The sequence below is a fragment of the Kushneria marisflavi genome (assembly GCF_002157205.1).
GTDB lineage: Bacteria > Pseudomonadota > Gammaproteobacteria > Pseudomonadales > Halomonadaceae > Kushneria > Kushneria marisflavi.
Map to the genome: position 1 here is coordinate 1,800,663 of NZ_CP021358.1, position 26,000 is coordinate 1,826,662.

Below are 26,000 nucleotides of genomic sequence, written 5' to 3' on the forward strand. Positions count from 1 at the left end.
ATGACGCCGCAGGCGATTACCGTGCCGTAACCGTCGCTTCGGCTTCCTCAGGGTCCTCGAAACGCAGCCCCCAGCCGGTGGCCGCAGCGAACAGCATGATCAAAAGCAGAAACCAGCCGTGGAACACATAAGGGAAGACCTCGGTGGGCGCCACGACCGGCAGCCAGCCATACTGGCCCTGCATTGAGGTGATGGTGGCCCAGCCCAGCAGCACCGGCGCGCCCCAGGGAAAGATATAGCCCAGCGCCGAGGTCACGGCATCGAGCATATTGGCACGACGATAGCGGTGGATGCGGTATTTGCGACCCAGCTCGCGTACGAACGGCGCCGCGGCAATCTCGGCCGCCGTATTGATGGTAATTGCCGAATTCAAAAGCGCCACGATGCCCCAGATGGCCAGCTCTGTCCGACGTACGGAATCGCCAATCCAGCGCATCAGCCCTTTCGTGACGGCCGCCATGGTCCCGCCAAGCCTGAGCAGATGCGCCGTGGCCACGATCAACAGGATCAGAATGGCCATGTTGACGTAGCCGCTGACACCATCGACCAGCGCGCCGGTCACAACGGTGTCGCTGTCCGGATCAAAGGCCATGATCTCGCCCGGGGCGGCGAGCCCTGCCAGTACAATCATGACCGAGGCCGAGACAATCCCCCAGGTTAATGATGTGATCAGGTGATGACCGCTCAGGGCCAGTACCAGCACCAGCGCAAAGGGAATGAGCATCAAAAGGCCGGTCGGATCGGTCTGGGCCATCATGGCCTCAAGCGCGTCACCATTGCCCTCGACACTGCCGCTGGCATTGCCCAGCAAAACGAACAGCACCAGCGAAGGTACAGCTGCCATGATCGAGTACTTGAAACGACTTTTCACCACACCCGGCACGTCCGCCTCCTGGGTGGTGGCCGAAACAATGGTCGTGTCCGACACCGGCGCCAGGTTGTCGCCAAAGATCGCACCGGCCAGAATGGCGCCGAACAGCACCACCGGATCACAGCCCAGCGCCACACCGGCCGGGTACATCAGGGTAGAAAACGCCACCGTGGTGCCATAGCCGGTCCCCACCGCGGTCGAAAATACTGCCGCCAGCACAAAGGTCAGCCCCACGAAGGCACCACCGGAGGCTCCGGAAATGCCGCCCAGCCAGACCAGGCCTTCTACCAGCCCACCGGTCTGGAGTACCTGTGCCAGCATGCCGGCGTAAAACCAGGCCACCACGGCGATCACACCGATCGGCTGAGCCATGCCGTCGAAAAGCCCCTGCGCGTAGTGTTCCCAGCGGCTTTTACAGAACAAAAGTCCCAGCGTCAGGCCAAACAGACAGCCCATGACCAGGCCAATTTCGGAGGAGAGTCCCAGCACGCTGGTGATGATCGCCCAGCCGACAAAAAATATCAGGGGAATGGCAGCGCCCAGCGCGCCAAGGCGAAATTCCAGGCTCGTCTCCTTTTGAGCCGGGGTCGCGGTGCGGTTATCCGGTATATCGGTCATGCCGTCTCTTCTATCGTCGTTTGAAAACGCAAGGAGCAGAGGGTGTACTGTATCCCGACACGAGCTATCTACCCGCCGCCAGCGCGGATCATGTCTTGCACAATGGCGGTGCTGTATCAGGTTTTCATGAAGTGTGACCGGATCGAACAGACGGGACAACCGACCTGGACCAATGGGTAGTCAACATACAGGGCTGCCGCGCTGAGCCAGGCTCCCGGCAGAACCTTTTACACAGGAGCACCGGCTTGACGCTGCCACATCACAACCGACGCCGTATTGCCACGCTCTGTCTGCTGGGGGCGCTGGTGTTATATGCCGTCAGCACCTGGTATCAGGGCCGTCTCCCGGCACTGGAATACGTGTCGGCCTTTGCCGAGGCGGCGATGATCGGCGGGATCGCCGACTGGTTTGCCGTCACGGCGCTCTTTCGCCATCCGCTGGGGCTCAAAATTCCTCACACGGCGATCATTCCGCGCAATCGGGCAAGACTGGGCCGAAGCCTGTCGGGATTCATTCGCGAGAATTTTCTGTCCGAGGCCTACGTGCGAGACAGCGTTCGCCGCTTTGATGTGGCCGGCGCTCTGGCAGGCTGGCTGTCACGTCCGGAGCGGCGCGCGATGGTGGCGGAACGCCTGACCCAGGCGATGAGTACTTCACTGTCGGCGGTTCGCCAGAGTGCTGCACGGGACTTTCTGACCCGCACCCTGCGCCATCACCTGGGGCGCATCAATACTGCCCGTCTGATGGGCAGCGCCCTGAGCGTGCTGGCCGCCGAGGGGCGCCATCAAGTGCTGCTGGATGACTCACTGACCAGACTGTCACGCTGGCTCGAGGTCGAGGACAATCAGGAAAGGGTCAAGCACTTCATTACCGACACCGTGTTCAAGCTGTTCAACCCGCGCGTCATGGGTCGCGAAGTCAGCATGCACCGGCTGGCCGGCTGGCTGATCAACGAACGCATCGTCGAGCAGAGTGCGCGCCTGATCAGCGAGGTCAGCGACGACCCCGACCATCCGTTGCGTCATCATCTCGATCGTCAGTTTGCCGATTTCATTGAACAGCTGCGCCACGACCCGGCCTTTGCCCGGCGTCTTGACCGGCTGCGAGATGATCTGCTCGACAACGACCGCTTGAGCCATTACATCGCCGGCGTCTGGGAAGAGCTGATGGACTGGCTGGCTCGCGACCTGAAGGCACACGACTCACGCTCACGCGCCTGGATTGAGCACTTCATCGAGTACTATGCGCGAACGCTCGAGCATGACGCCCCGGCGCGTGATTGGCTCAACGAACAGGCCGTGACGCTGCTGCCGGCACTGGTCGAACGTAACGGACCGCGCATCGATGCCTACATCCAGCGCTACCTGGATAGCCTCGACAGCGATGAGATCGTCGATCAGATCGAGAAGAATGTCGGTAACGATCTGCAGTTCATCCGCATCAACGGCACGCTGGTCGGGGGGCTGATCGGTTTGACCATTCACGCCGTGACGCAGCTGGTGCTGACGCTGTAACGCCACGTCATCAGCCGCGTCCCGTCAGGTCACTCCAGGGTGATAAAGACCGAGCGGCGCGGCTTGCCATCCACGGCACGGCTGACATGGCCACGTCCGGTGGTGTCCTCGCAAAGCAGAATATCGCCGGTATTCAAACGCCGTGTTTCCCCGCTGCCCACGGTGATGTCCACGCTGCCATCGAGCATCAGGATGTACTGTCGCTGCGGCGCGTTGTGCCAGTTGTAGTCATAATCAGGCGCGGTCTCCCTGAAAATAAGGCCGGTGGCCGCAATGGGGCTCGACAGCCGGCCGATCTCGGCATCGCCACCAACCTCGATTTCCAGATCCTCGAAATGGGACTCACCGTCCTCACCGGAATACAGTCTCGTCACATGCATCAGGGGCACTCTCGTTATGTTGCAGGAGCCGCCATGGTGCGTCCTTATGCCGATTCGACCTGTGCCGTTCATGCCTGATGCGACCAAATGGCATGGCCTCTTAAGCATCAATGCAGGAGAAGCATTGAGCATATCGATGTTTCACGTGAAACATCCTGCTTCGCTCATCAAAAGTGCCTGCACCAGGTAAACGTGCTCGGCACGCGATGATCCATGCCTGCCTCAAAAGACACCGGCGCCTGAAGGCGCCGGTATCCTGCTCATGACTTCCCTGCCGGAGCGCTAGCCGCCGTGGCACTTCTTGAACTTGTTACCACTGCCACAGGGGCATGGGTCATTACGCCCGACATCCTTCAGGGCGTTGCGCGCGGGCTTTTGCGCGCCATGGTTGCAGTTCGGACCATGGACGTGACCATGGTGGTCATGGTCGTGGCGGCAGTTCGGGCCGTGAACGTGGGGCTGATTCATGTGGTGGTTTCCAGTGTTCGTGACCCCACGATTATCGACGCTGGGGGATAAAAAAGAAGCCCCGAAGCGCTCGCCACTTTCAAAAGCCCGTGACAGGCGCCCTGCTCCGGCCGCAAATTTTTTCGTATTACACCGTTGAAACTCCGAAAACCAACCCTACCTTGCCTGACAGTGGCGCAGGAACAGAGGGCAGGAATATTTTCAGGGAAGACTTGAAACGCCGACAGGCGCCACTATTTAACATAATGTTGCGACGACAGGCTCGACCAGAGCGGTCATCGCAAGTGCAGATGCCGCACTGCGGGTCTGCCAGTCCTTATCCAAGGTAGTGACGAACTTTGCTGTCCATCAGGAGGTTTTATGAACACCATGACCCTTTCTCCCCTCTTTCGTCGCAGCATCGGCTTTGATCGCTTGAACGATCTGTTTGAACAGGCCATTCACAACGACGTGCCCAGCTATCCGCCCTACAACGTCGAAAAGCATGGCGACAACGACTACCGCATTGCGGTCGCCACGGCCGGATTTGCAGAAGAAGCACTCGACATCAACGTCGAAAATCGCGTGTTGACCATTACCGGCGGGCGCGGTGACAACAACAGCGATGAGGCAACGGTCACCTATCTGCATCGCGGCATTTCCAGACGCGCGTTCCGGCTCTCCTTCCGGCTCGATGAGAACATCGAAGTCCAGGGCGCCCGGCTTGAAAACGGTCTTCTGATCGTGGATCTGCTGCGCGTGGTGCCCGAGCAGCAGCGCGCTCGCCAGATTCCGATCCAGTCAGGCCAGCGAGCGCTGACCGATCGCCCGGATCAGACCTCTCACGCTAAAACGCCAGAGCACGCCACTGCCTGAGGCGATCAATGCGCTCAATGAGCCGCGCATTGCCTCATGACATTGCCTCATGAAAAAAGGGCCCCGCCAGCGATGGCGGGGCCCTTGTCATATGCCGCTCTGACAATCCCTAACCTGATGAAGCCTGACGCTCCCAGGCCGCCAGCACGATGCGCTCGGACTGGGCCAGATAGTGCTCCAGCAGGGCCACGGCCGCCCGGGTATCACCACCTTCAAAGGTTTCCAGCACCTGCTGGTTCATATCGACATAGGGGGCATGCAGCCACTCCTTGTCGGACATCAGTCCAAAGGCGAGGCGCAGCTCGGCCAGTACCTGGCGAAAGAAGCCATTGAGACGCGCACTGTCCGCCAGCGCCACGATCGCCCCGTGAAACGCCATGTTGGCCGTACCTACTGCCAGCCAGTCGCAGCGCGCGCCGTGTTCCTGCGCCGCCTCTACCGCCGCACGCATCTCCTTGACGGCCGGATGACTGGGCCATGCTTCTCCCAGCGCACGACACTCGATAAAGCGCCGCAGACGATAGATCTCGACAATGGAGGCAGCATCGGGACGGGTCACGAAGACGCCGCGATTCGGCTGGTGCGTGACCAGTCCTTCATGGGCAAGCGTTCGAAAGGCCTCCCGGAGGGTATTGCGTGACACGCCCAGTCGCTCACACAGCGCAACTTCCGAAAGCCTCTGCCCGGGGGCAAAGGCCCCTTCTACCAGCAGGCGACGAATGTTCGCCGTCACGGTCTCTCCCAGCGATCTATTCCTGTCTTCCAGGGCCTGTTTTTTCATTAAACGCAATTCCGGTCATGACGTTGACTCAAGATCCCCAGTGTCCCGATAAAGGAGCCGGTCGACAAGCACGTGCCGTGCACCAAAAGGGCACACACACCCGTTCTGGTGCCCCCCAATGAAACACAAGTCGAATACCCTCCTGCGGCCGCCGGGTATATTGTTGAACAATCGATACGGACAACACCTACAAAATCCGGTCGTTAAGCCCATTGTGGCACGCCAATTGCTGGTAAGGCCTGTCCCCCCTTCCCATTCGGAGTTCTGGAAATGGCAGCTACCCCTGAGGTCGGATTCGCTCGATCCCGACGCGCTTCACTGATCGGCGCCGTATTCTTGATGGCCACCTCGGCCGTCGGCCCCGGTTTCATTACCCAGACGGCCACCTTTACCGCCACGATGGGTGCCGCCTTTGCCTTTGGCATTCTGGCCTCGATCCTTATCGATCTGGTGGTTCAGCTCAACATCTGGCGCGTGGTCACGGTCACCGGCATGCGCGCCCCTGAAGTCGCCAACGCCGCCCTGCCGGGCAGCGGCTATCTGCTGGCGATCCTGATTATCGTCGGGGGACTGACCTTCAACGTCGGTAATATCGCTGGCGCAGGCCTGGGGCTCAATGCCCTGATGGGTCTGGACACCACCTGGGGCGGGCTGATCAGCGCCGTGATTGCCGCCGGCATTTTCTCTTCAAAACGTGCCGGCATTGCCATTGACCGCATCATCATCGTACTGGGTGTGTTGATGATGGCGATGACCGTGTTCGTGGCCATCGCCTCCAATCCGCCGGTGGGCGAGGCCCTGCGTCAGACCGTGATGCCCGACACCATCAACTTTGCCACTATTACCACCATCGTGGGCGGTACTGTGGGCGGCTACATTACCTATGCTGGCGCTCACCGCCTGCTGGACCGCGGCCTGGGCGGCGTCGAGAACGTCGAAACCGTCTCCAGTGCTGCCCTGCGCGGCATCCTGGTCACCGGGCTGATGCGCTACATCCTGTTTCTGGCCATTCTCGGCGTGGTCGCCAGTGGCGTGGTCATCGATGTTTCCAGTCAGAGCGCCAACCCGGCAGCCCAGGCCTTCCAGGCCGCTGCCGGCGAACTGGGTCTGCGCGCCTTTGGCCTGATTTTGTGGGCGGCCGGCATCACCAGCATCATCGGGGCGGCCTATACGTCCATGTCATTTTTGAGTGCCTTTCGCCCCGGCATCAGCGAAGGCGTGCGTAATCGGGCGACACTGGTCTTTATTGCCATCTCGCTGATCGCCTTTGTGTCCATCGGCACCCCGCCTGCCGCGCTTCTGGTGTTTGTAGGCGGGTTCAACGGGCTGATCCTGCCGGTGGGCCTGACGCTGTTCATCTACGTGGCCTGGCGGCGTAGTGACCTCATGCACGGACATCGCTATCCGCGCTGGCTGCTGATCGCAGGCGCGGTAGTCTGCGCGCTCACCTGGTACATGGGCTTTAATGCCATCGGTCCGATCTTTGCCTTTTTGACACCGTCTGCTTAAACAGGAGTCTTCCATGTCCCTTATCGATTTAAACAGCGACCTGGGTGAAAGCTTCGGTCAGTGGCACATGGGCGATGACGCCACCATGCTCGGCATCGTCACCAGCGCCAATGTCGCCTGCGGCTTTCATGCCGGCGACCCGAGCGGCATCCTGCGAACGCTCACCTCGGCCGCCAAGCACGGCGTCAGCGTCGGCGCTCACGTCAGCTATCCGGATCTGGTGGGCTTTGGCCGACGCAACATGGATATTGCCAGTGATGAGCTCAAGGGCGATGTGATCTATCAGATCGGCGCGCTTGCCGGGCTGGCCCGGGCCGCCGGCACCCGAGTGCGCTACGTCAAGCCACACGGCGCGCTCTACAACACCATTGCCCGGGACGAACGTCAGGCGCATGCCGTGATCGAGGCGATCAAGGCCATTGATGATCAGCTGGTGCTGGTCGCACTGGCGGGCGCCCCGCTGCTTGAATGGGCTCGTGAAGCCGGTCTGCGCGTGGCGGCTGAAGCCTTTGCCGATCGCGCCTACCAGAGTGATGGCAGCCTGGTCTCGCGCCGCGAGGCGGGCGCAGTACTGCATGATGCCGATCAGGTCGCCGAACGCATGCTCAGACTGGTCCGTGAGGGTGTGATCGAGACCATCGATGGACAGGATCTGACGCTTGCCGCCGACTCGATCTGCGTGCACGGCGACAGCCCGGGCGCAGTGGCACTGGCCGAGGCCGTGCGTGCGCGACTGACTCAGGCCGGCGTTGAGCTCAGGGCCTTTGCAGGGGCAGGATCATGACGACAGGCGCATATCCTTCACAGAGTACCGCTCGCCTGACGCGTGAACGCTTTCGCGCCGGCGAGTGCCGCCCCACTGCCGGCATCGCTCCGGGCATGACCCAGACCAACCTGATCGCCCTGCCACGCGACTGGGCATGGGACTTTCTGCTCTACGCCCAGCGCAACCCGCAGGCCTGTCCGGTGCTGGAAGTCACGGACCCCGGCGACTGGCACACCGGGCTTGCCGAAGGCGCAGACCTGCGTACGGACCTTCCGCGCTACCGGGTCTGGCGCGACGGCGTGCTCGCCGAGGAAATCAATGACGCCAGCGCCTGCTGGGAAGTGCATCCTGATCTGGTCACCTTTCTGATCGGCTGCAGCTTCACCTTTGAAAATGCTCTGCTCGAGGCCGGCATCGAGGTGCGCCACATCACGGACAACACTAACGTGCCAATGTATCGCACCCACCTACCCTGCCATCCGGCCGGGCGACTGCAGGGAGAAGTGGTGGTCTCGATGCGACCGTTGCCGGCGGCGCATATCGCCCGGGCAAGCACCATTACCGCGCGCTATCCCGGCGTCCACGGCGCGCCGATTCACGTGGGCGACCCGAAGGCGCTGGGCATTGTTGATCTCGACCGCCCGGATTTCGGTGATCCCGTGCGCATCGAACCCGGCGAGATTCCGGTGTTCTGGGCTTGTGGTGTGACCCCTCAGGTCGCCGTCATGGCCTCGAACGTTCCCTTTGCGCTCACCCACGCACCGGGACACATGTTCATTACCGATGTGCCGGACAGCCGCTATCACGTCTGACCGAGCCTGCCCGAGGCACGCTTTCAGGAGTTTTCGTGAACATACTTCCCGTCAATCTGAGTACCCTGCTCCTCGAGCTGGAGGACCTGTCGCAAACGCTGGGGCTTTATGACCAGCTCCAGCGCGAACCGATCCACGGTGTGACGACCATTATCCCGGCGGCGCGCACCCTGCTGGTGAGCTTTATGCCCGGGCGCATCAGCGCCGAGGCACTCAGTCGTGAACTGAGGACCCGCCCCGTCAGCGGCGGCAGCCATCAAAACGGCGAGCTGATCGAGATTCCCGTGTACTACAACGGCGAGGACCTTGATGACGTGGCAAGACACTTGTCACTGAGCACCGACGAGGTGATCCGACGTCACGGCGAGCATGACTATCAGGTCGCCTTCTGCGGCTTTGCGCCGGGCTTTGCCTATCTGGCCGGCGGCGCGGGCTTTGACGTGCCCCGACGCGATACACCTCGCACCCGCATTCCGGCCGGTTCCGTGGCGCTGGCCGGCACCTTCAGCGGCATCTACCCCACCGACAGCCCAGGTGGCTGGCAGCTGATCGGCACCACGCCGCTTGAGATGTGGGACCTTCATCGCGAGCCGGCAGCGCTGCTTCAGCCCGGCATGCGGGTGCGTTTCAGCGCCACTGCCGAGGCTCCGGAGCGGACCAGCGTCAGTGTCCCCACCGACATCAAAAGCGCTTCGGGTACCGGAGCGACGCCTGACCTTGAGGTACTAAAACCCGGTCTCCAGAGCCTGTTTCAGGATCTCGGCCGCGAGGGCCAGACCGGTCAGGGCGTGTCAGGGGCTGGCGCGCTGGACAAGCACGCCCTGCGAAGTGCCAACCGGGCCGTTGGCAACCCTGCAGGGGCCACGGTGATTGAAACCGCCCACGGCGGGCTGTCGCTACGCTGTCATCGGCCCACCATTGTCGCCGTGACCGGGGCGGAGACCACGTTGACCGTCAGCACTGCAGAGGGCAGACGCCATCACGCCACACTCTGGAAGCCCATCGAGCTGGCCGAAGGCGACACCCTGACGCTGGGGGCCACCACGGCAGGCGTGCGCTGCTACCTGGCCATGCGCGGCGGTTTTGACGTTACCCCGATACTGGGCAGCACCGCGACCGACACCCTGGCAAAGCTTGGACCGGCGCCATTACAGCCCGGCGATGCCCTGTCTTCGGCCGCTCTGGCGGTGACGGCGCTGTCACTTGATGAGACACCGGCCCATCCCCTGCCACGCGTGGGGGAGTGCGTCACGCTCGATATCGTCATGGGCCCGCGCAGCGACTGGTTTACCGAGCAGGCCCTGGCGCTTTTAGGCGATCAGGTCTGGCAGGTCACCCCACGCTCCGACCGGGTCGGCATCCGCCTTGAAGGTGAACACTCACTGACACGCCAGCGCAGCGGCGAGCTGCCCAGCGAAGGCACCGTCACCGGCGCGCTACAGGTTCCGGCCAGCGGTCAGCCGGTGCTGTTTCTGGCCGATCACCCGTTGACCGGTGGCTATCCGGTGATCGCCTGTGTGGCCGATCATCATCTGGATCTCGCCGGGCAGATTCCGCCCGGCGCCACCGTTCGTTTTCACCCGATCACCCGTTTTGCACCGCTGGCCGGTGACAACGCATCGCACGAGGTCACCTCATGAACGCACCCGATACACAGCCCACGCTGAACAACAGCCTGCGTCCGCTGAAAAAGGTTCTGATTGCCAACCGCGGCGAAATCGCCGTACGCATCATCAACGCCTGCCGTGACTACAATGTGGCCTCCGTGGCGGTGTACGCCGAGGGCGATCTGGACGCCCTGCATGTCCAGCTGGCTGATGAGGCCTGGGCGCTGGGCGGCGAGCGCGCAAGTGAGAGCTATCTATCGATCGAACGACTGCTGGACGTGGCCCATCGCGCCGGCGCCGATGCGATTCATCCGGGCTATGGCTTTCTCTCCGAGCGTGCCGACTTCGCTCGCGCCGTACAGGACGCCGGCCTGATCTGGATCGGCCCGAACCCGGAGACCATCGACGTGCTGGGCGACAAGGTTCAGGCGCGGCGCCTGGCGCTCAAGGCGGGTGCCCCGCTGGCCCGCGGTACCGAAGACCCGGTAGAAAACGCCGAGGAGGTCGTGGCCTTTGCCGACGAGGTCGGCCTGCCGATCGCGATCAAGGCCGCCTTTGGCGGCGGCGGCCGCGGCCTCAAGGTCGCCTGGCGCATGGAAGAGGTCACCGAGTGCTACCACTCGGCAGTGCGTGAAGCCGAGGCCGCCTTCGGACGCGGTGAGTGCTTTGTCGAGCAGTATCTGGATCGTCCACGCCACATCGAGGCGCAGATCATCGGGGACCAGCACGGCAATGTGGTGGTGGTCGGTACCCGGGACTGCTCGCTGCAGCGACGCAACCAGAAGCTGGTCGAAGAGGCCCCGGCCCCATATCTTGATGAGGCGCAACGCCGACAGATTCACCAGGCCGCCCATGACATCTGCGCCAGCGCGGGTTATGTCAGCGCCGGTACGGTGGAGTTTCTGCTGGGCAGTGACGACACCCTGTCGTTTCTCGAGGTCAATACCCGCCTGCAGGTCGAACATCCCGTCACCGAAGAAACGGCCGGCGTGGACCTGGTCATCGAGCAGCTGCGCGTTGCAGAAGGTCACCCCCTCTCCTTTACCGAGACGCCGACGCCGCGCGGCCACAGCTTTGAATTTCGTATTAACGCCGAGGACGCCGCCAAGGGCTTTCTGCCCACGCCCGGCACCGTCGAGGTCTTCACGGCCCCTACCGGTGCCGGCGTGCGTCTGGATACCGGTGTGATAAGCGGCGGGCGCGTATCAGGTCATTTCGACTCCCTGATGGCCAAGCTGATCGTGACCGGCGCCACCCGCGAACAGGCCATCGCCAGGGCGCGAAGAGCGCTTGAGCACTTCGAGATCGAGGGCGTGGCCTCGGTACTGCCCTTCCATCGCGCGGTCATGGCCCATCCGGACTTCACCGGTACCGACACGTTCAACGTGCATACGCGCTGGATCGAGACCGACTTTCAGGACAATCTCGAGTGGGCGCCGCGCCGAACACCCGCCCCCGAGCCCGGCATGCTGCACGCCATGATCGATATCGATGGCAAGCGCCACCGTATCGGCCTGCCCGTATCGCTGCTGTCACATCTCGCGCCCGGCGCCGCCTCAGCCGACCGCGATTCAGCGCCGGCCGAGCACGAAGGCAGCGTTACGGCGCCGATCAGCGGCACGCTGCTGGCCTGGCAGATCGAGGACGGGGCCCGGGTCAATGAGGGCGATGTGATCGCCATCATGGAGGCGATGAAGATGGAGACGCAGATCACCGCCGAGCTTGGCGGTACGGTAGCCTTCAAGTCCGAGGCGGGAGACACCCTGGAGGCCGGTCACGTCATCGCCGAGATCACGCCGTAATACTGAAGCTGATACCGACCGTTTGAATCAGGGGGCGCTGCGGCGCCCCCTTTCATGTCATGCCAGCCATAAAACTGCAAAAGCATTAAAAGCGACGCCAAAGCGTCGCAAAATGACCACAAATGCTGTGATGTAGCTTATTTATACCAAAGATAACAATAAAGCGTTCGCGAAGTGCCACCGACCTGCCAGATTGAAGGGTGTTCCGGTCTGATGCTCGATGCCCCCGCGGTGAGATGACGTCATGACGTCGATGTCACCGAGAGAATGACATCGGCCATGGGCCGTCCCGGGTACGCCAAAGGAGTACAGGTCATGGAAGAACAACTTATTGTTGCCGTATACGACACCGAAGCCAACGCTGACGCCGCCATGCAGGATCTGCGTGATGCCGGCATCCCCGAAGAGGCCATCAATCGTCACACCCGAACCGACCACGACAGCGCGACAGATCATGAAGAGAAGGAAAAACCGAGCTTCTGGCAGCGCCTGTTCGGCAAGCACGATCACAGCGAGGATACCAGTGCCTACGACCGCAGCGTGGAGCGCGGCGCTACCGTGATCGCCGTGCGGGCACTGACCTCCGCTCTGGATCACATCGAGAATATTCTGGAGCGACATGACCCCGTCGACATCGACGAAAAAAGCGTGGAGCACAGTGATGGTGAGGGATTGACCAGCGGCATGGGGGCCGGCACGGCGCCGAAGGTGGCCTCCGGTGGACTGTCAGGTCATGACAGCACTCACGCTGATCCGGCCATGCCCGCTGACCGCGAGGCACCGATGCCGCTGTCCGGGGATGAGCTTGTACCCGGTCGTCGTGACGGCGACCGCAGCACACCGTCACGCGTACGTCGGCACTCGGTTGATTCCTCGACCAGAGAGGATCACCCAAGTGATGAGCTGTCTGCCGATGAGCCTCGACCGTTGAGCGACCACCATTCGGTTCGCGATGAAGAAGTCATCGACAGGACGACAGACCTCGACGGGACACATCGCGACGACCCGATGGGCCCCGACAGACGCTGAGTATCTGCCATCAACAAAAAACCCGGTGCCTGCACCGGGTTTTGACGTCTGATGTTTAACCCTTGTACCGCGCTCAGAGACGTTCCGGCGCGCCGGAAAGCAGCGTACGCAGCGGCAGCTGCTCCTTGACGATGGGGGATTTGATCACGATGTAGCTGAAATACTTTTCAATACCGATTTCGCGCTCGATCAGCGTTTCCATCACGCTTTGATAGTGCGCGATGCTGCGGGCAATGAAGCGCAGCAGATAGTCATAACCGCCGCTGATCAGATGACACTCCATCAGCTCGTCAATCTCTCGAATGCTCTGCTCAAAGCGCAGAAAATCCTCGCGACGGTGGTCGCACAGGGTAACCTCGGTAAATACGGTCACGCTTTCCAGCATTTTGGTCAGATCAAGGCGTGCCTGAAACGAGGTAATGTAGCCCGCGGCCTCCAGCCGCTTTACCCGCTGCAGGCAGGGGCTGGGAGAAAGGCCGACGGCATCGGCCAGATGCACGTTGGTCATGCGTCCATCATTCTGGAGCTGAACCAGAATATTGATATCAATGCGATCGAGTCGAACGGAGCCCACCATGAAGCGCCCTTTTTTTATGTCTTCGGGCCCGCCTGCTGCTGCCAGAGTCTGCGGGTGTCGCCTCACCTGTCTAAAGGATTTCGCGCCGCAGGGCAAGCTGGTGGGCACCGATAAAGTCGCTCAGTGATGTGAACTGCCACGTCGCCTGCACATCGAGAGGCGTCAGACCGGGCCGCGAGCGCGTAATGCGACAATAGCCCGCACGACATGACACCGGCGCAGGCCCTGCGCTTAACAAAAGCACCTCTGAGTCTTTCACGATCTCGTGGACGGCGGCCCGGGCCGCCACAAAACTGCCGGTCGCCAGGCGCTCGTGAGTGGCAAGCCCAATCCGCTTGTCCAAGGCTGAAAACTCGTGCTCATCAAGCGAGCTCACCACACTGAGCCGATAGAATTTGCGCAGATAGTGAATCGCGCCCGGCGCATCTTCATACAGCGTACCGGCATCCACCTTGCCAGCGAAGGCAATGCCGGCCTGCCAATCGCTTTCAAATCCCCATTCGCCGGCCAGCGCGCAATAGACCACACAGTGGGCCGATACCGTGTTCATGTCGGCATCGGTCAATGCGTGCAGGGCCTTGAAGTAGTCGGCCAGCACCCTGTCAGGCGCAGGTGGATCACGCATCTGTTTCAAGAGGGGGGAAAGCCCCTCAAGGATCGTGCTGTCACGATCCATCAGCACCCCGTGTGCGGCAATGCATAGCCTCGAATAATCCGTCAGCTGCATCCCTTGATGCTCCTCTTCCCTGGTCGATCCCGCGCTCATCATGTGTCGGCCTCTCTGTCCTGCACTCCAGCCTACGATGACCGCCCCCTCAGGTGACGTGTGTATTTCGATGCATGGCCGCGGATCGCGCTGAATACCCGGGCCCAGACGGCATGATTCACTGCGCCCCTGGCGTGACGGCAGGATCTGCCTTGAATGCTTTAAAATTCAGGACGACCGCGTGGCGGCGGACGTCATAACGCTACCCCATGCGTCACGATCAAGGGCACGATAGAGACTTATTGATGACGACCGCGAGGCACCCTCACATGGCACTGCTGTATAAATCCGACCCGACGCGTGGCCGGCGCTGGCAGGCGCTTTTTGCCGAGCATGCCCCGGACATCGAGTTTCGCCAGTGGCCCGATATCGGTGATCCGGCCGATATCCGCTATCTGCTGGCCTGGCAACCCCCGGAGGCGATCGATACCCTGCTGCCCAACCTTGAAGTGCTCTTTGCCACCTCCGCCGGCATTGATCAGTTCGATGCCAATGCGCTGCCCGAAGCACTGCCGGTGGTGCGTATGCTCGACCCCTCCATCGAGCAGGGCATGATCGAGTACGCCACCTTCGCCACGCTCTGGCTGCATCGTCACATGGCTGATTACGTACGCCAGCAGCGCGAGCGTTACTGGCAGGCCCACATGATCCAGCCGGCCAGCGAGCGTCGCATCGGTATTCTGGGGCTTGGCCAGCTTGGGGGGGCCATTGCCCATCATCTGAAAGGGTATGGCTTCCAGATCAGTGGCTGGTCGCGCACTCCGCGGGAAATGGACGGCATCATCACGTATGCCGGGGAGGCAACGCTGGCGTCCTTTCTGGGCGGCTGCGATATTCTGATCTGTGTACTGCCGCTGACCCCAGCCACCCGCGGCGTCCTCAACGAGACGCTGTTCCATCGTTTGCCGCAGGGCGCAGCGCTGATCAACATGGGGCGCGGCGAGCACCTGGTCGAAGCCGATCTAACCAGGGCGCTGGAGGCAGGCCAGCTCTCCGGCGCGGTGCTGGATGTGCTGCGTGAGGAGCCGCCGGCGCCCGATCACCCCTTCTGGGCAGATGAGCGCATTCTCATGACGCCACACGTTGGCGCCATGACCCAGCCCGACACCGCCTTTCCGGTGCTGCTGGAGAATCTGCGTCGCCATCAGAGCGGTGAGAAGATGCTCGGGGAAGTCGATCGCGGGCGCGGCTACTGAAATCCTGCCAATGGCCCGGCGCATGCCGGGCCATTCCATGGCGCTACGACAGCCCGCCCATGTGGAAGGCCTTTTCCTCGAAGTACTCATCAAGGCCCTGACGTGCCCCCTCGCGCCCAAGACCGGACTGCTTGACGCCACCAAAGGGCGCGACTTCCATCGAGATCGCGCCGGTGTTGAGTCCGACCATGCCAAACTCCAGCGCCTCACCCACACGCCAGGCACGACGCATGTTCTCGGTGAAGAAGTAGGCCGCCAGTCCAAACGGCGTGGCGTTGGCGATACGCAGCGCCTCCTCTTCGGTACCAAAGCGCATGATCGGCGCTACCGGCCCGAAGGTCTCCTCGCGCGTGATGCGCATGGCCTCGGTCACCCCGGTCAGAAGGGTCGGCACCACCTGTCGGCCATTGCCATCGGGTGCGTTGCCACAAATCAGCTGCGCACCGTGGCTCAGAGCGTCATCAATATGGGCGGCGACCTTTTCAACCGCCTGATCGTTGATCAGGGGGCCAATGGTGACGCCCTTGTCCATGCCGTTGCCGCATTGAAGCGCACTCATTGCGGCTTCAAGACGCTCGACGAAGCGATCATGAATGCCGGACTGCACCAGAATGCGGTTGGCACAGACACAGGTCTGGCCGGCGTTGCGAAACTTGCTCGCCATGGCGCCGGTCACGGCCAGCTCGATGTCGGCGTCGTCAAAGACGATCAGCGGTGCATTGCCACCGAGCTCCAGGCTCAGGCGCTTGATCTCCTCGCTGCACTGGCGCATCAGAAGCCGCCCGACCCGGGTCGAGCCGGTGAAGGAGAGCTTTCGCACCACCGGATTGGCGGTCAGCTCGCCGCCGATCCCTTCCGGCAGGCCGGTAACAATGTTGATAACCCCGGGCGGGAAGCCGGCGCGTTCGGCCAGTACGGCCAGGGCCAGCGCCGACAGCGGAGTGAGCTCCGAGGGTTTGATCACGATCGGGCAGCCCGCGGCCAGGGCCGGAGCGCACTTGCGCGTGATCATGGCGTTGGGGAAGTTCCAGGGCGTGATCGCCCCGCACACACCCACCGGCTGCTTGAGTACCAGAATGCGGCGGTCCGCTGTGGGTGCCGGAATGGTTTCGCCATAAGCGCGGCGGGCTTCTTCGGCAAACCACTTCACAAAGCTTGCCCCGTAACGGATCTCGCCGCGCGACTCTTCCAGCGGTTTGCCCTGCTCGCGGGTCATGATCTGCGCCAGATCCTCAAGGTTGTCGAGCATCAGGTCGTGCCAGCGCATCAAAAGCGTTGCTCGCTCCGCCGCCGGACGCGCTCGCCACGCGGGCCAGGCGGCCTCGGCCGCCTCGATGGCACGTCGGGTTTCCCCCGCCCCCATGGCGGGAACCGCGGCAAGCCGCTCACCGCTGGCGGGATCGATGACCTCAATCGTGGTGTCGTCATCGGCGCGGCACCACTGACCGTTGATAAATCCGGTTTCCTGCCAGAGCGCGGCGTCGTTCAGCACCGGTTTGCCCATGTTGTTCTCTCCTGACGTCTGATCATTGTTCATGCCATCGTGACGGTCGTCTCGCTGCGCGGCGGACGGCTTTCCAGCCAGCCCTGACGCAGTTCCGGCACCGAGCCGATCAACCGGCGCGTATAGTCATGCTGTGGCGTGTTCAGTACCTGCTGACACGGCCCACTCTCCACGCACTGGCCCTGATAGAGCACCATCACGTCGTCACACAGCGAGCGTACGGTCGAGATGTCATGGCTGATGAAGAGATAGGCCACGCCCAGCTCGCGGCGCAGTTCGACCAGAAGCTCCAGAATCGCCGCCCCCACCACCGTGTCGAGAGCCGACGTCACCTCGTCACACAGGATCAGATCCGGTTTGGCCGCAAGTGCTCGTGCCAGATTGACGCGCTGTTTCTGACCGCCCGAAAGCTCACCGGGCTTGCGATCGAGCAGGGTGCGCGGCAGCTTCACCAGATCCATCAGTTCCTCGACGCGCGCACGGCGAGCGCGACGATCCAGATTGAAGTAGGTCTCCAGCGGTCGATTGAGCAGGCGCTGTACGCTGTGGGCAGGGTTGAGCGCGTTGTCGGCACTCTGGAAGACCATCTGAATGCGTCGAAACTGATCGGGCGTGCGCCCGCGAAGCGTGGTGGAGAGCTCGCGGCGGTCGAACTGAACCGCTCCATGAGAAGGGGCGACCAGTCCGGCCACGGCGCGGGCCAGCGTCGACTTGCCCGATCCCGATTCGCCGATGACTCCAAGCGCCTGACCGCTGATCAGGTGCAGGTTGATGTGCTCAAGCACCACGTTCTCGGGCCGGCCCTGGGCGTCGCGCGAGCCGTACCCGACCTGTAGATCATGGATATCGAGCAGTTCACCCCCATGGCGTCCTTCCGCGGGCGAGAGATGTTCATGCGGACGTGCCGCGGCCAGAAGGCTGCGGGTATAGTCATGCGCCGGCCGTTCCAGAATGGCGGCGGTGGTGTTTTGTTCCTGGGTTTCGCCGTTTTGCAGCACCAGCACCTGATCGGCCATCTGTGCGACCACGGCCAGGTCATGCGACACATAGATGGCGGTCGTGCCGCGCTCTCGCATGACCTGTTTGAAGGCGCGCAGCACCTCGATCTGGGTGGTGACATCCAGTGCCGTGGTCGGCTCATCGAGAATGACCAGCGCCGGATCTGTGATCAGCGCCATCGCCGCCATGACCCTTTGGAGCTGACCGCCGGAGACCTGGTGCGGATAGCGATCACCGATATGTTCCGGGTCCGGCAGGGCCAGGTCATGAAAGAGTGACACGGCCTTTTGACGGGCGTCCTGACGGCTCATGACGTCGTGAATCAGCGCCCCCTCGATGACCTGGTCCATCAGGGTACGCGACGGATTGAAGGCCGCCGCCGCGCTCTGGGCGATGTAGGAGACCCGGTGGCCACGCAGGGCTCGGGTCTCGATGGGATCAAGTGACAGAACATCGGTCTCGCCCAGCACCACGCTGCCACCGGCAATACGACAGCCGCTGCGGGCATAGCCCAGCATGGCCAGCGCAATCGTGGTCTTGCCCGAGCCCGATTCGCCGATCAGCGCCAGCACTTCTCCCGGCGCCAGAGCAAAGTTGATGTCGCTGACAATGGTACGTTCCTCGCCGCCCGGCGGAGTCGCGCAGATGTTGAGATCGCGTACGGTGAGTGATTCTCCCAGCATGATGTCACTCCTTTTGCGAGCCGCGACTGTTGGAAAGGCTGTCAATCAGCAGATTGGCGCCGATGGTGAGCGTCCCAATGGCCAGCGCCGGCGCCACAACGGCCAGTGCCCCCTGGCTCAGCCCACCGATGTTTTCACGCACCAGCGATCCCAGGTCGGCGGCCGGCGGCTGAACCCCAAGGCCCAGGAAGCTCATGCCGCTGAGCAGCAACACGATAAAGACAAAGCGCATGCCCATATCGGTCAGTACCGACTGGATCATGTTGGGCAGAATCTCGACGGCAGCGATATAGAAGCGCCCTTCCCCGCGGGTTTTGGCCACTTGGACGTACTCAAGTGTGGCCAGGTTGGTCGCAAGGCTATGGGAGATGCGAAACGCACCCGGCGCATAGCTCAGCACCGCCGCGATGATCAGCAAGGGAATGGAGGTGCCAAAGGCGGACACCATGACCAGCGCCATCATCTTGCTGGGAATGGAGATCAGGGTATCGAAGATGCGTCGCACGCCCTCCTCCAGCCAGCGCGGCAGCAGCACGGCCAACATGCCAAAGCCCGCCCCCACCAGGCTCGACAGCAGGGCCGCCACCACGGCCAGCCCCACGGTATAGCGGGCGCCGGTCAGCATGCGGCTGAGCATGTCGCGGCCCATATAGTCGGTACCCAGCCAGTGCGCGGCGCTCGCGCCGCCGTAGATTTCATCGGAGACAAAGGCGCCCATCGGATAGGGGGCGAGCAAGGGGCCGACAATGGCGATCAGCACCCACGAGCCGAACAGGGTCAGGCCGATCCAGCGGGTCAGCTTCAAACGGGGCTTGTTGCGCCGGGCGGGCGTGGCGATCGGCAGGCGACTGCCGTGGCTCATGCGCCGGTGGGACGCCTGATGCGCCGGCGAGGTTTGGCGACGATGTGGCATGGCATGGGTCTCACTCATCGGTTTCGCAGCCTCGGGTTGGACAGGATCGCGCACAGATCGGCCACCATCACCAGAATCAGGTAGGCGCCGCAAAAGAGCATGGCGCAGGCCTGAACCAGGGCGAGGTCCCGATTGGACACGGCATCCACCATCAGACTGGCGATACCCGGATAGTTGAAGATCGTCTCGACGATGATGACACCGCCCAGCAGATAGGAGAGGCTCAGCGCCACGGCATTGGCGATCGGACCGATCGCATTGGGCAGGGCGTGGCGCAGCACGCGACGCATGGGCGGTACTCCCTTGAGCCGCGCCATCTCGATATAGGCGCTGTCGAGCTGGTCGATCAGGGCCGCCCGGGTCATGCGCGCCATCTGTGCGATCAGCACGCAGCAAAGCGTCAGCACCGGCATGGCATAGATCCGCACGAAGTCACCAAAGCTGTCGACGGTCGAGACATATGAGAGCGCCGGCAGCCAGCCCAGGTGCACGGCAAAGATCAAAACGGCCAGCGTTGCCACCAGAAACTCCGGTACCGCCACCATGGACAGCGTGACCACGTTCAGTGCCCGGTCCACGTTGCCGCCACGGCGCATGGCTGCCACCAGCCCCATGATCAGGGCAATGGGCACGGAAATGGCGGTGGTGATGGCCGCCAGCAGCAGCGAATTGGGCAGCCGGTCGTTCATGAGCTGTGCCACCGCCATGCCATTGCTGGCCGACTGCCCCAGGTCGCCGGTCACGAATCCGCTTAGCCAGTGCCAATAGCGCAGCAGTGCCGGCTGATCGAGCCCCATTTCGATACGCAGGGCGGCCACCTGCTCGGGCGTGGCAAATTGACCCAGAATCTGCTGGGCGGTGTCGCCCGGCAGCAGGGAGGTAATGGCAAAGATCACCAGGGACACCAGAAACAGCGTCAAAAGACTTGAGGACAGCCGTCCCAGCACCAGTCTGGACATGGTGTTGCGCATGACTACGCCTCCGGGTGGGGGCCGGTCGGGATATGAAAGCCATGAATCATCATGGCTTTCACGTTGTGCTCGCCGGCCGCAGTGACAGGAAGGATCAGGACGCTTTTTAAGCGTTCCACCAGACGTATTCAGCGAACATGTAGCCCATGAAGCTGCCCAGCGGAATGGTGCGATCCATGCCGCCGAGACGGGCGTCATAGCCCTCGACGTCGCTTAGAAAGACCGGGATGCCGATGCCGCACTTGTTGTGGATCAACGTCTGCATGTCGGCATACATCTGCTGGCGTTTGGCAAGATCCGGCTCGCTTCGAGCCGCCACCAGCAGCTGATCAAACTGCTCGTTTTTCCAGCCTGATTCGTTCCAGGGCGCACTGGAGGCAAAAAACTGCGTCAGCAGGATGTTGGCCGTGGGTCGCGGGTTAACGTTGCCAAAGCCCAGCGGGTGCTTCATCCAGTGGTTGGACCAGTAGCCATCGCTTGGCACCCGATCAAGATTGATGGTCAGCCCGGCCTGTGCCGCCGACTGCTGCAGCAGCTGTCCCATCTCCATGGAGTAGTTGGCCGCCGGCGACACCACGATCGGCACACGTGCACCGGCCACGCCGGCCTTTTTCAGAAGCGACGCGGCCCGCTCGGGGTCGTATTCACGCTGGGGCAGGCCATCAAAATAGTAGGGCGAGGCCGGGGAGATCGGCTGATCGTTGGCGATCTCGCCATAGCCGCGCAGGGCCACACGCTTGATCTGCTCGCGATCAAAGAGATACTTCATCGCCTCGACAAACTCGGGGCGGCTGCCGGGCTGCTGATCGACGCGCATGACAAGGTCGGTGTAGTTGCCCGAGTTGGTGGCCTTGACCCGGCGTCCCTCAATCTGCTTGACCCGATCGGCGTTGCGCCCGGTCAGGTTGTTGATCATCTGGACATCGCCGGAGAGCAGCGCATTGACGCGTGCCGACTCATCGCTGATCCCCACCAGTTCAATGGCGTCCAGATACGGATGCCCATCACGCCAGTAATCCTCGTAGCGCACTGCGACCGAGCGCACGCCGGGACGAAACTCCTGACACTTGAACGGTCCGGTGCCGATGCCCTTCGAGAAATCGGTGGTGCCGTCGGGCACGATGACCAGATGCGGAATGGCCAGAATCGAGGGTAGCTCGATGTTGGGTGAGGCAAGCGTAAATTCGACGCGTCGATCGTCCAGCGCCTTGACGCTTTCAAGCTGATTGACCTGCGACAGCGCCTTGGAGCCAACCGACGGGTCCTTGTGACGCATCATCGAGTAGATGACGTCCTGCGGCGTCAACGGTTTGCCATCATGGAAGGTCACGCCCTGGCGCAAGGTAAGGATCCAGTGACCGCCGTTGTCGGTCGTTTCAAACGACTCTGCCAGCGCCGGCTGGGGTTCAAGCTGCTCATTGAACTGGGTCAGACCACTATAAAAGGTATAGGCACGAACGTAATCGATGGCGGTCGAGCCCAGAGCCGGGTCGAGTGATTCGCCGGAAGAGGAGGTGTGTGCGGCCACCCGGATACGCCCGCCACGTTTGGGGGTGCCCTGCGCCGCGCCTTCACTGGCCCAGCTCGTGGCCATACCGGGCCACAGCCCGCTACCGGCTGCCATGATGCCGGCAGCGCCAAGCATTTTCAGCGCCTGACGACGTGACAGGCCGGCCTGCATGGCACGATAGACCTGCAGACTCTGCTCGGGGGAGACGAAGCCGTCATCACCATGTTTATTGTGTGTCATGAGCCTTCTCCTTCTGCCTGAAATTGTTATTGCATTCGGATACAGCGCTGCATCGATGACAGCCTCTGGCTGTCCTGTTGTTTGTGGTGTCTGTCCGGCTAGTGCAGCCGGTCCTGCAGGCGGTACCAGCCGCCCACCAGAGGTAAAAACCAGGGTTTGCCAAAATGGCCGGGAATGGCCGGCCAGTCATCGCCCTGCCAGGGATATTCCTTGCGCTGGCCCAGCATCATCTCGGCCAGCAGGCGCCCCATGTGTACCGACATCTGCACGCCATGGCCGCTGAACCCCATGACGTAATACATGCCGTCATGGCGCCCGGCATGCGGCAGGCGGTCACGGCTCATGTCCACCAGCCCGCCCCAGCAGTACGACAGCGGCGTGGCGCCAAGCTGCGGAAAGGTTTCACTCAGGCCGCGGCGCAGGATCTCGCCACTTTTGGCATCGGATTTGCCGCCGGACATGGCAAAGCGGGCGCGCCCGCCAAAGAGCAGGCGGTCATCCGGGGTGAGTCGAAAATAGTGGCCGATGATGCGGCTGGTGACGCAGGCGCGACGCTGAGGAATGAGCTGGGCGCACTGATCGGGAGATAACGGTTCGGTCACCACGATAAAGCTGCCCACCGGCGCCATTCGACGACGAAACCAGTTCAGCGGACCGACCTGAGAAGCACCGGTCGCCAGCAGCACGTTGGTGGCCTGGAACTCGCCGTGCGGGGTGGTCAGCCGATAATGCTCACCGTCACGCTCGACACCAATCATGGGGGTGAATTCAAACAGATGGGCGCCGTGACGCACGGCGGCTTCTGCAAGCCCCGTCCCGAAGCGCCCCATATGCATCTGGCCACCGTTTTTCTGCCACAGGCCACCATGAAAGATCGGGGAATCGACCTCGCGGCGCGCCTCCTCCTTCGAGAGCAGCACCACGTCAGGATCGACATCGCGGCGAATCGCCTCGCAGGTGCGCGCCAGCTTGTCGTAGTGTTCGGGCTTGGCCGCGAGCTTGAGCTTGCCTCGCCGGAGGTAATCGCAATCGATGCCCTCCTCCTCGATCACCTGCTCGACCGAGGTGACCGCCTCGCTGTAGTTGCGGTAGTGACGTATCGCCTGGTCACGGCCGAGCTGCTCGACCATGCCGGCGTAATCCTGGGCTACTCCCGTATTGCACTGCCCGCCGTTGCGCCCGGACGCCTCCCCGATCACGCGCCCGGCCTCCAGCAGCGCCACGCGGGCACCACCGCGAGCCAGGGTACGCGCCGCCGAAAGCCCGGTCAGACCGCCACCAATCACGGCCACGTCATAGTGGCCCTCAGGGGGGTGAGGCATCGCCCCGGTAAAGGGCGGTGCCGTATCAAGCCAGTAGGACTCGAACTTCATGAACGCTCTCCCGAAAGGGGTCGCAGGGACAATCTGAAGACCGACCGGCTCAGAGACCGACCAGCGCCGGCAGACCACGGATATCGGCAATTTCGGTCGCGCCGTAGCCCTGACAGAAGCCTTCATGGTTGCGCGCCACAAACGCCTTGTTCTTGATGCCCATGAAGTGTGCCGACATCAGGTCGTAGCGAAAGCTCGAGGAGACATGCAACAGCTCATCGGGACGACAGCCCAGAGTATCAATCATCGCCTCAAAGGCTTCCAGACGCGGCTTGTAGACCTTGAAGGTATCCGCCGTGAAGACCTTGTGAAACGGCACTTCCAGCTTCTTGACGTTGTCCATGATCTGGCTGTCATCGGCGTTGGAGTAGATCACCAGCGGAATCCTGTCCGCAATTTTTGATAGCCCCTCGATCACGTCCGGGTGCGGCCCCCAGGTCGGCACCGCTTCAAAGTACTGCAGGCCTTCATTGTCGCGATACTCCACACCCCAGCGCTTGCAGGTGCGCTCAAGCGCCGTACACAGCACCTCCGAGTAGGGCTTCCAGGGACCGAGAACCTCGTCAAAGCGATAGGCGCCGAAGGAGGTGACAAAGGCGTCCATGCGATCGGACTCGGGAATGCGATCGGCGAAGATCTCCCGGGTCATGGTGCCCATCTGGAAATTGGTCAGCGTGCCGTAGCAGTCAAAGGTGATGTACTTCGGGCGCATGATGTCGCTCATGGTGTGTCGTCCTGTGTTGTCGTGCCGTTGACGGCGAAGATTGTTGTGGACGTTGGCCTCCTTGCAGGAGGCCGGAAGATCATTACAGCACTTCTCGACCATCGCAGGACGCTGAAAGCCCGGGCGCTACCGGTACAAAACGCCCTTTTTCAGGGATCGCACAGCACAGCCTGCGGCAGACGAGCTACATCATCTCGGGCTGACGAATGCGACTGCCCCGGGCAAAACGGTCGAGATGATAGGGGGCCGAGTCGACCCGAGGCGTCGCGCTGGTGGCAAGATCTGCCGCCAGTTGCCCGGCTGCCGGCCCGATACCGAAACCATGACCGCTGCAGCCGGCTGCCACCGTAAACCCGGGAATCGCATCAACCGGGGAGATGACCGGCACCAGATCCGGCGTGGTATCGATCATGCCGGCCCAGGCCCTGGCCAGATGCACGTTCTTGAGAGACGGATATTCGGCATGCAGCCCGGCCAGCGTCGCCCGGGCCAGCGCCATGTCCGGCATGGGGTCCAGAATGCGCTGCTCCTCAAACGGCGAGACCTGATCGAACTCCCAGCGCCCGGCGGCTTCCGGCCCGCGAAAGAAGGAGCGACCGATGCGGATCTGCAGCTTCTTGGCCAGCTTGCTGCGATAGGCCCCGTAGAATTTGATCGCGTAGCGCATGCTCTGCGGGCTGACCTCAAGCCGGCCCAGCCCCGGCATGGCCAGCGTGTAGCTGCCATCCAGCCGACGCCGCAGGGCAATTTTCGGCGTGGTCAGACAGCCCGGGGTGACCTCGGGCGCTGGCGTGGTCTGAATCGTGGTGCCCATGATGTTGGCCGAGGGCAGCTCTATGCCATGACGCCGACAAAAGCGCGAACTCCAGGCGCCGCCCGCGCAGATGACGCTCGATGTGCGGATCAGGCCCCGCTCGGTCCACACGCCACTCACACGCCCGCCAGTAAGGTCCAGCCCGCGCACGGCGCAGTTCTGATGTACATAAGCCCCTCTTGCCTGTGCCCCCCGGGCGATCGCCGGACAGGCCATGGCGGGTTCGGCGCGACCGTCGGTCGGCGACCAGACGCCGCCCAGCCAGCGAGAGGTGGTGCCCGGAGCTCGCTCATGGGCCTCACTGGCCGTCATCATGTGGCAGGTAAAGCCCAGCTCGCGCGCCTTGTTGCCCCATGTCTCCCACTTGTCCAGGCTCGCCTGATTGTCAGTGGTATAGACGATGCCGCTACGGCGAAAGCCCACGTCACTGCCGACCTCACCGGACAGGGCGTCCCACCGGCTCAGGCTGTGCATGGCCAGCGGCAGCTCATACAGATCACGGTTTTGCTGGCGCACCCAGCCCCAGTTGCGACTGGACTGCTCACAGCCGATCAGCCCCTTTTCCAGCAGCGCCACCGACACGCCGCGACCGGCCAGCTCATGAGCGGCACAGGTGCCCAGAATGCCGCCACCGATCACGACCACATCGACCTGCTCGGGAAATTCGGCGCTATCGTGGACAGGATCTACATTGACAAACATGTTTGAAAACCTCTTC

The 26,000-nt window shown here is 62.4% G+C and carries 23 protein-coding genes; 9 read left to right on the top strand and 14 right to left on the bottom strand.

Annotated features, from left to right (window positions below; translation table 11 throughout):
* Window positions 1–16: 16 nt before the first annotated feature.
* Complete coding sequence (locus B9H00_RS08235) at window positions 17–1,489, bottom strand: Na+/H+ antiporter NhaC family protein (protein ID WP_086900250.1); 1,473 nt, start codon at window positions 1,487–1,489, stop codon at window positions 17–19.
* Window positions 1,490–1,734: 245 nt separating this feature from the next.
* Here B9H00_RS08235 and B9H00_RS08240 point away from each other — a divergent pair, with 245 nt between their 5' ends.
* The gene (locus B9H00_RS08240) at window positions 1,735–3,003 is read left to right on the top strand and encodes a DUF445 domain-containing protein (protein ID WP_086900251.1); all 1,269 of its coding nucleotides are present in this window, start codon (window positions 1,735–1,737) and stop codon (window positions 3,001–3,003) included.
* 29 nt (window positions 3,004–3,032) lie between these two features.
* Here B9H00_RS08240 and B9H00_RS08245 read toward each other — a convergent pair whose 3' ends face one another.
* Window positions 3,033–3,383, bottom strand: coding sequence for a cupin domain-containing protein (locus B9H00_RS08245; RefSeq protein WP_086901782.1), 351 nt, complete (start codon window positions 3,381–3,383; stop codon window positions 3,033–3,035).
* A gap of 282 nt (window positions 3,384–3,665) precedes the next feature.
* On the bottom strand, window positions 3,666–3,851 hold the full coding sequence (locus B9H00_RS08250) for an SEC-C metal-binding domain-containing protein (RefSeq protein WP_086900252.1): 186 nt from the start codon (window positions 3,849–3,851) through the stop codon (window positions 3,666–3,668).
* Window positions 3,852–4,211: 360 nt separating this feature from the next.
* Between B9H00_RS08250 and B9H00_RS08255 the strand changes: the two genes are divergently transcribed.
* Window positions 4,212–4,706 carry an Hsp20 family protein gene (locus tag B9H00_RS08255; RefSeq protein ID WP_086900253.1) on the top strand — a complete coding sequence of 165 codons (495 nt, stop codon included), beginning with the start codon at window positions 4,212–4,214 and terminating at the stop codon, window positions 4,704–4,706.
* 109 nt (window positions 4,707–4,815) lie between these two features.
* Here the strand turns inward: B9H00_RS08255 and B9H00_RS08260 are convergent, their stop codons facing one another.
* Complete coding sequence (locus tag B9H00_RS08260; protein WP_086900254.1) at window positions 4,816–5,487, bottom strand: GntR family transcriptional regulator; 672 nt, start codon at window positions 5,485–5,487, stop codon at window positions 4,816–4,818.
* Between the two features lie 270 nt (window positions 5,488–5,757).
* Between B9H00_RS08260 and B9H00_RS08265 the strand changes: the two genes are divergently transcribed.
* From B9H00_RS08265 to B9H00_RS08290, 6 genes are all read left to right on the top strand, one after another.
* Window positions 5,758–6,996: an NRAMP family divalent metal transporter gene (locus B9H00_RS08265; RefSeq protein ID WP_086900255.1), complete on the top strand. Its 1,239-nt coding sequence runs from the start codon at window positions 5,758–5,760 to the stop codon at window positions 6,994–6,996.
* Window positions 6,997–7,009: 13 nt separating this feature from the next.
* Window positions 7,010–7,780 (top strand): LamB/YcsF family protein, encoded by a 771-nt coding sequence (locus B9H00_RS08270; protein ID WP_086900256.1) that lies wholly within the window; start codon window positions 7,010–7,012, stop codon window positions 7,778–7,780.
* Entirely contained in the window at window positions 7,777–8,574 is a 798-nt protein-coding gene (locus B9H00_RS08275) for a putative hydro-lyase (protein WP_086900257.1), read from the top strand. The genes B9H00_RS08270 and B9H00_RS08275 overlap by 4 nt, the downstream gene beginning before the upstream one ends.
* A 35-nt stretch (window positions 8,575–8,609) precedes the next feature.
* Entirely contained in the window at window positions 8,610–10,214 is a 1,605-nt protein-coding gene (locus tag B9H00_RS08280) for a 5-oxoprolinase subunit B/C family protein (protein WP_086900258.1), read from the top strand.
* The gene (locus B9H00_RS08285; RefSeq protein WP_211329600.1) at window positions 10,211–11,983 is read left to right on the top strand and encodes an acetyl/propionyl/methylcrotonyl-CoA carboxylase subunit alpha; all 1,773 of its coding nucleotides are present in this window, start codon (window positions 10,211–10,213) and stop codon (window positions 11,981–11,983) included. The genes B9H00_RS08280 and B9H00_RS08285 overlap by 4 nt, the downstream gene beginning before the upstream one ends.
* A gap of 315 nt (window positions 11,984–12,298) precedes the next feature.
* Window positions 12,299–13,012: a hypothetical protein gene (locus B9H00_RS08290; RefSeq protein ID WP_086900259.1), complete on the top strand. Its 714-nt coding sequence runs from the start codon at window positions 12,299–12,301 to the stop codon at window positions 13,010–13,012.
* 73 nt (window positions 13,013–13,085) lie between these two features.
* Here B9H00_RS08290 and B9H00_RS08295 read toward each other — a convergent pair whose 3' ends face one another.
* Both B9H00_RS08295 and B9H00_RS08300 read right to left on the bottom strand, forming a co-directional pair.
* On the bottom strand, window positions 13,086–13,589 hold the full coding sequence (locus B9H00_RS08295; protein ID WP_086900260.1) for an Lrp/AsnC family transcriptional regulator: 504 nt from the start codon (window positions 13,587–13,589) through the stop codon (window positions 13,086–13,088).
* Window positions 13,590–13,659: 70 nt separating this feature from the next.
* Window positions 13,660–14,358, bottom strand: a complete 699-nt coding sequence (locus B9H00_RS08300; protein ID WP_147376558.1) for a hypothetical protein — start codon at window positions 14,356–14,358, stop codon at window positions 13,660–13,662.
* 266 nt (window positions 14,359–14,624) lie between these two features.
* Between B9H00_RS08300 and B9H00_RS08305 the strand changes: the two genes are divergently transcribed.
* Complete coding sequence (locus B9H00_RS08305; RefSeq protein WP_086900262.1) at window positions 14,625–15,551, top strand: 2-hydroxyacid dehydrogenase; 927 nt, start codon at window positions 14,625–14,627, stop codon at window positions 15,549–15,551.
* Between the two features lie 43 nt (window positions 15,552–15,594).
* Here the strand turns inward: B9H00_RS08305 and B9H00_RS08310 are convergent, their stop codons facing one another.
* From B9H00_RS08310 to B9H00_RS08345, 8 genes are all read right to left on the bottom strand, one after another.
* On the bottom strand, window positions 15,595–17,055 hold the full coding sequence (locus B9H00_RS08310) for an NAD-dependent succinate-semialdehyde dehydrogenase (protein ID WP_086900263.1): 1,461 nt from the start codon (window positions 17,053–17,055) through the stop codon (window positions 15,595–15,597).
* A gap of 29 nt (window positions 17,056–17,084) precedes the next feature.
* Window positions 17,085–18,737 (bottom strand): ABC transporter ATP-binding protein, encoded by a 1,653-nt coding sequence (locus tag B9H00_RS08315; protein WP_086900264.1) that lies wholly within the window; start codon window positions 18,735–18,737, stop codon window positions 17,085–17,087.
* A 4-nt stretch (window positions 18,738–18,741) separates the two neighbouring features.
* On the bottom strand, window positions 18,742–19,650 hold the full coding sequence (locus tag B9H00_RS08320; RefSeq protein WP_236944397.1) for an ABC transporter permease: 909 nt from the start codon (window positions 19,648–19,650) through the stop codon (window positions 18,742–18,744).
* A gap of 14 nt (window positions 19,651–19,664) precedes the next feature.
* On the bottom strand, window positions 19,665–20,621 hold the full coding sequence (locus B9H00_RS08325) for an ABC transporter permease (protein WP_086900265.1): 957 nt from the start codon (window positions 20,619–20,621) through the stop codon (window positions 19,665–19,667).
* 106 nt (window positions 20,622–20,727) lie between these two features.
* On the bottom strand, window positions 20,728–22,371 hold the full coding sequence (locus B9H00_RS08330) for an ABC transporter substrate-binding protein (RefSeq protein WP_086900266.1): 1,644 nt from the start codon (window positions 22,369–22,371) through the stop codon (window positions 20,728–20,730).
* 98 nt (window positions 22,372–22,469) lie between these two features.
* Window positions 22,470–23,744, bottom strand: a complete 1,275-nt coding sequence (locus B9H00_RS08335) for an NAD(P)/FAD-dependent oxidoreductase (RefSeq protein WP_086900267.1) — start codon at window positions 23,742–23,744, stop codon at window positions 22,470–22,472.
* Window positions 23,745–23,793: 49 nt separating this feature from the next.
* Window positions 23,794–24,468: a haloacid dehalogenase type II gene (locus B9H00_RS08340; protein ID WP_086900268.1), complete on the bottom strand. Its 675-nt coding sequence runs from the start codon at window positions 24,466–24,468 to the stop codon at window positions 23,794–23,796.
* A gap of 184 nt (window positions 24,469–24,652) precedes the next feature.
* Window positions 24,653–25,984, bottom strand: a complete 1,332-nt coding sequence (locus B9H00_RS08345; RefSeq protein WP_086900269.1) for an NAD(P)/FAD-dependent oxidoreductase — start codon at window positions 25,982–25,984, stop codon at window positions 24,653–24,655.
* Window positions 25,985–26,000 lie beyond the last annotated feature (16 nt).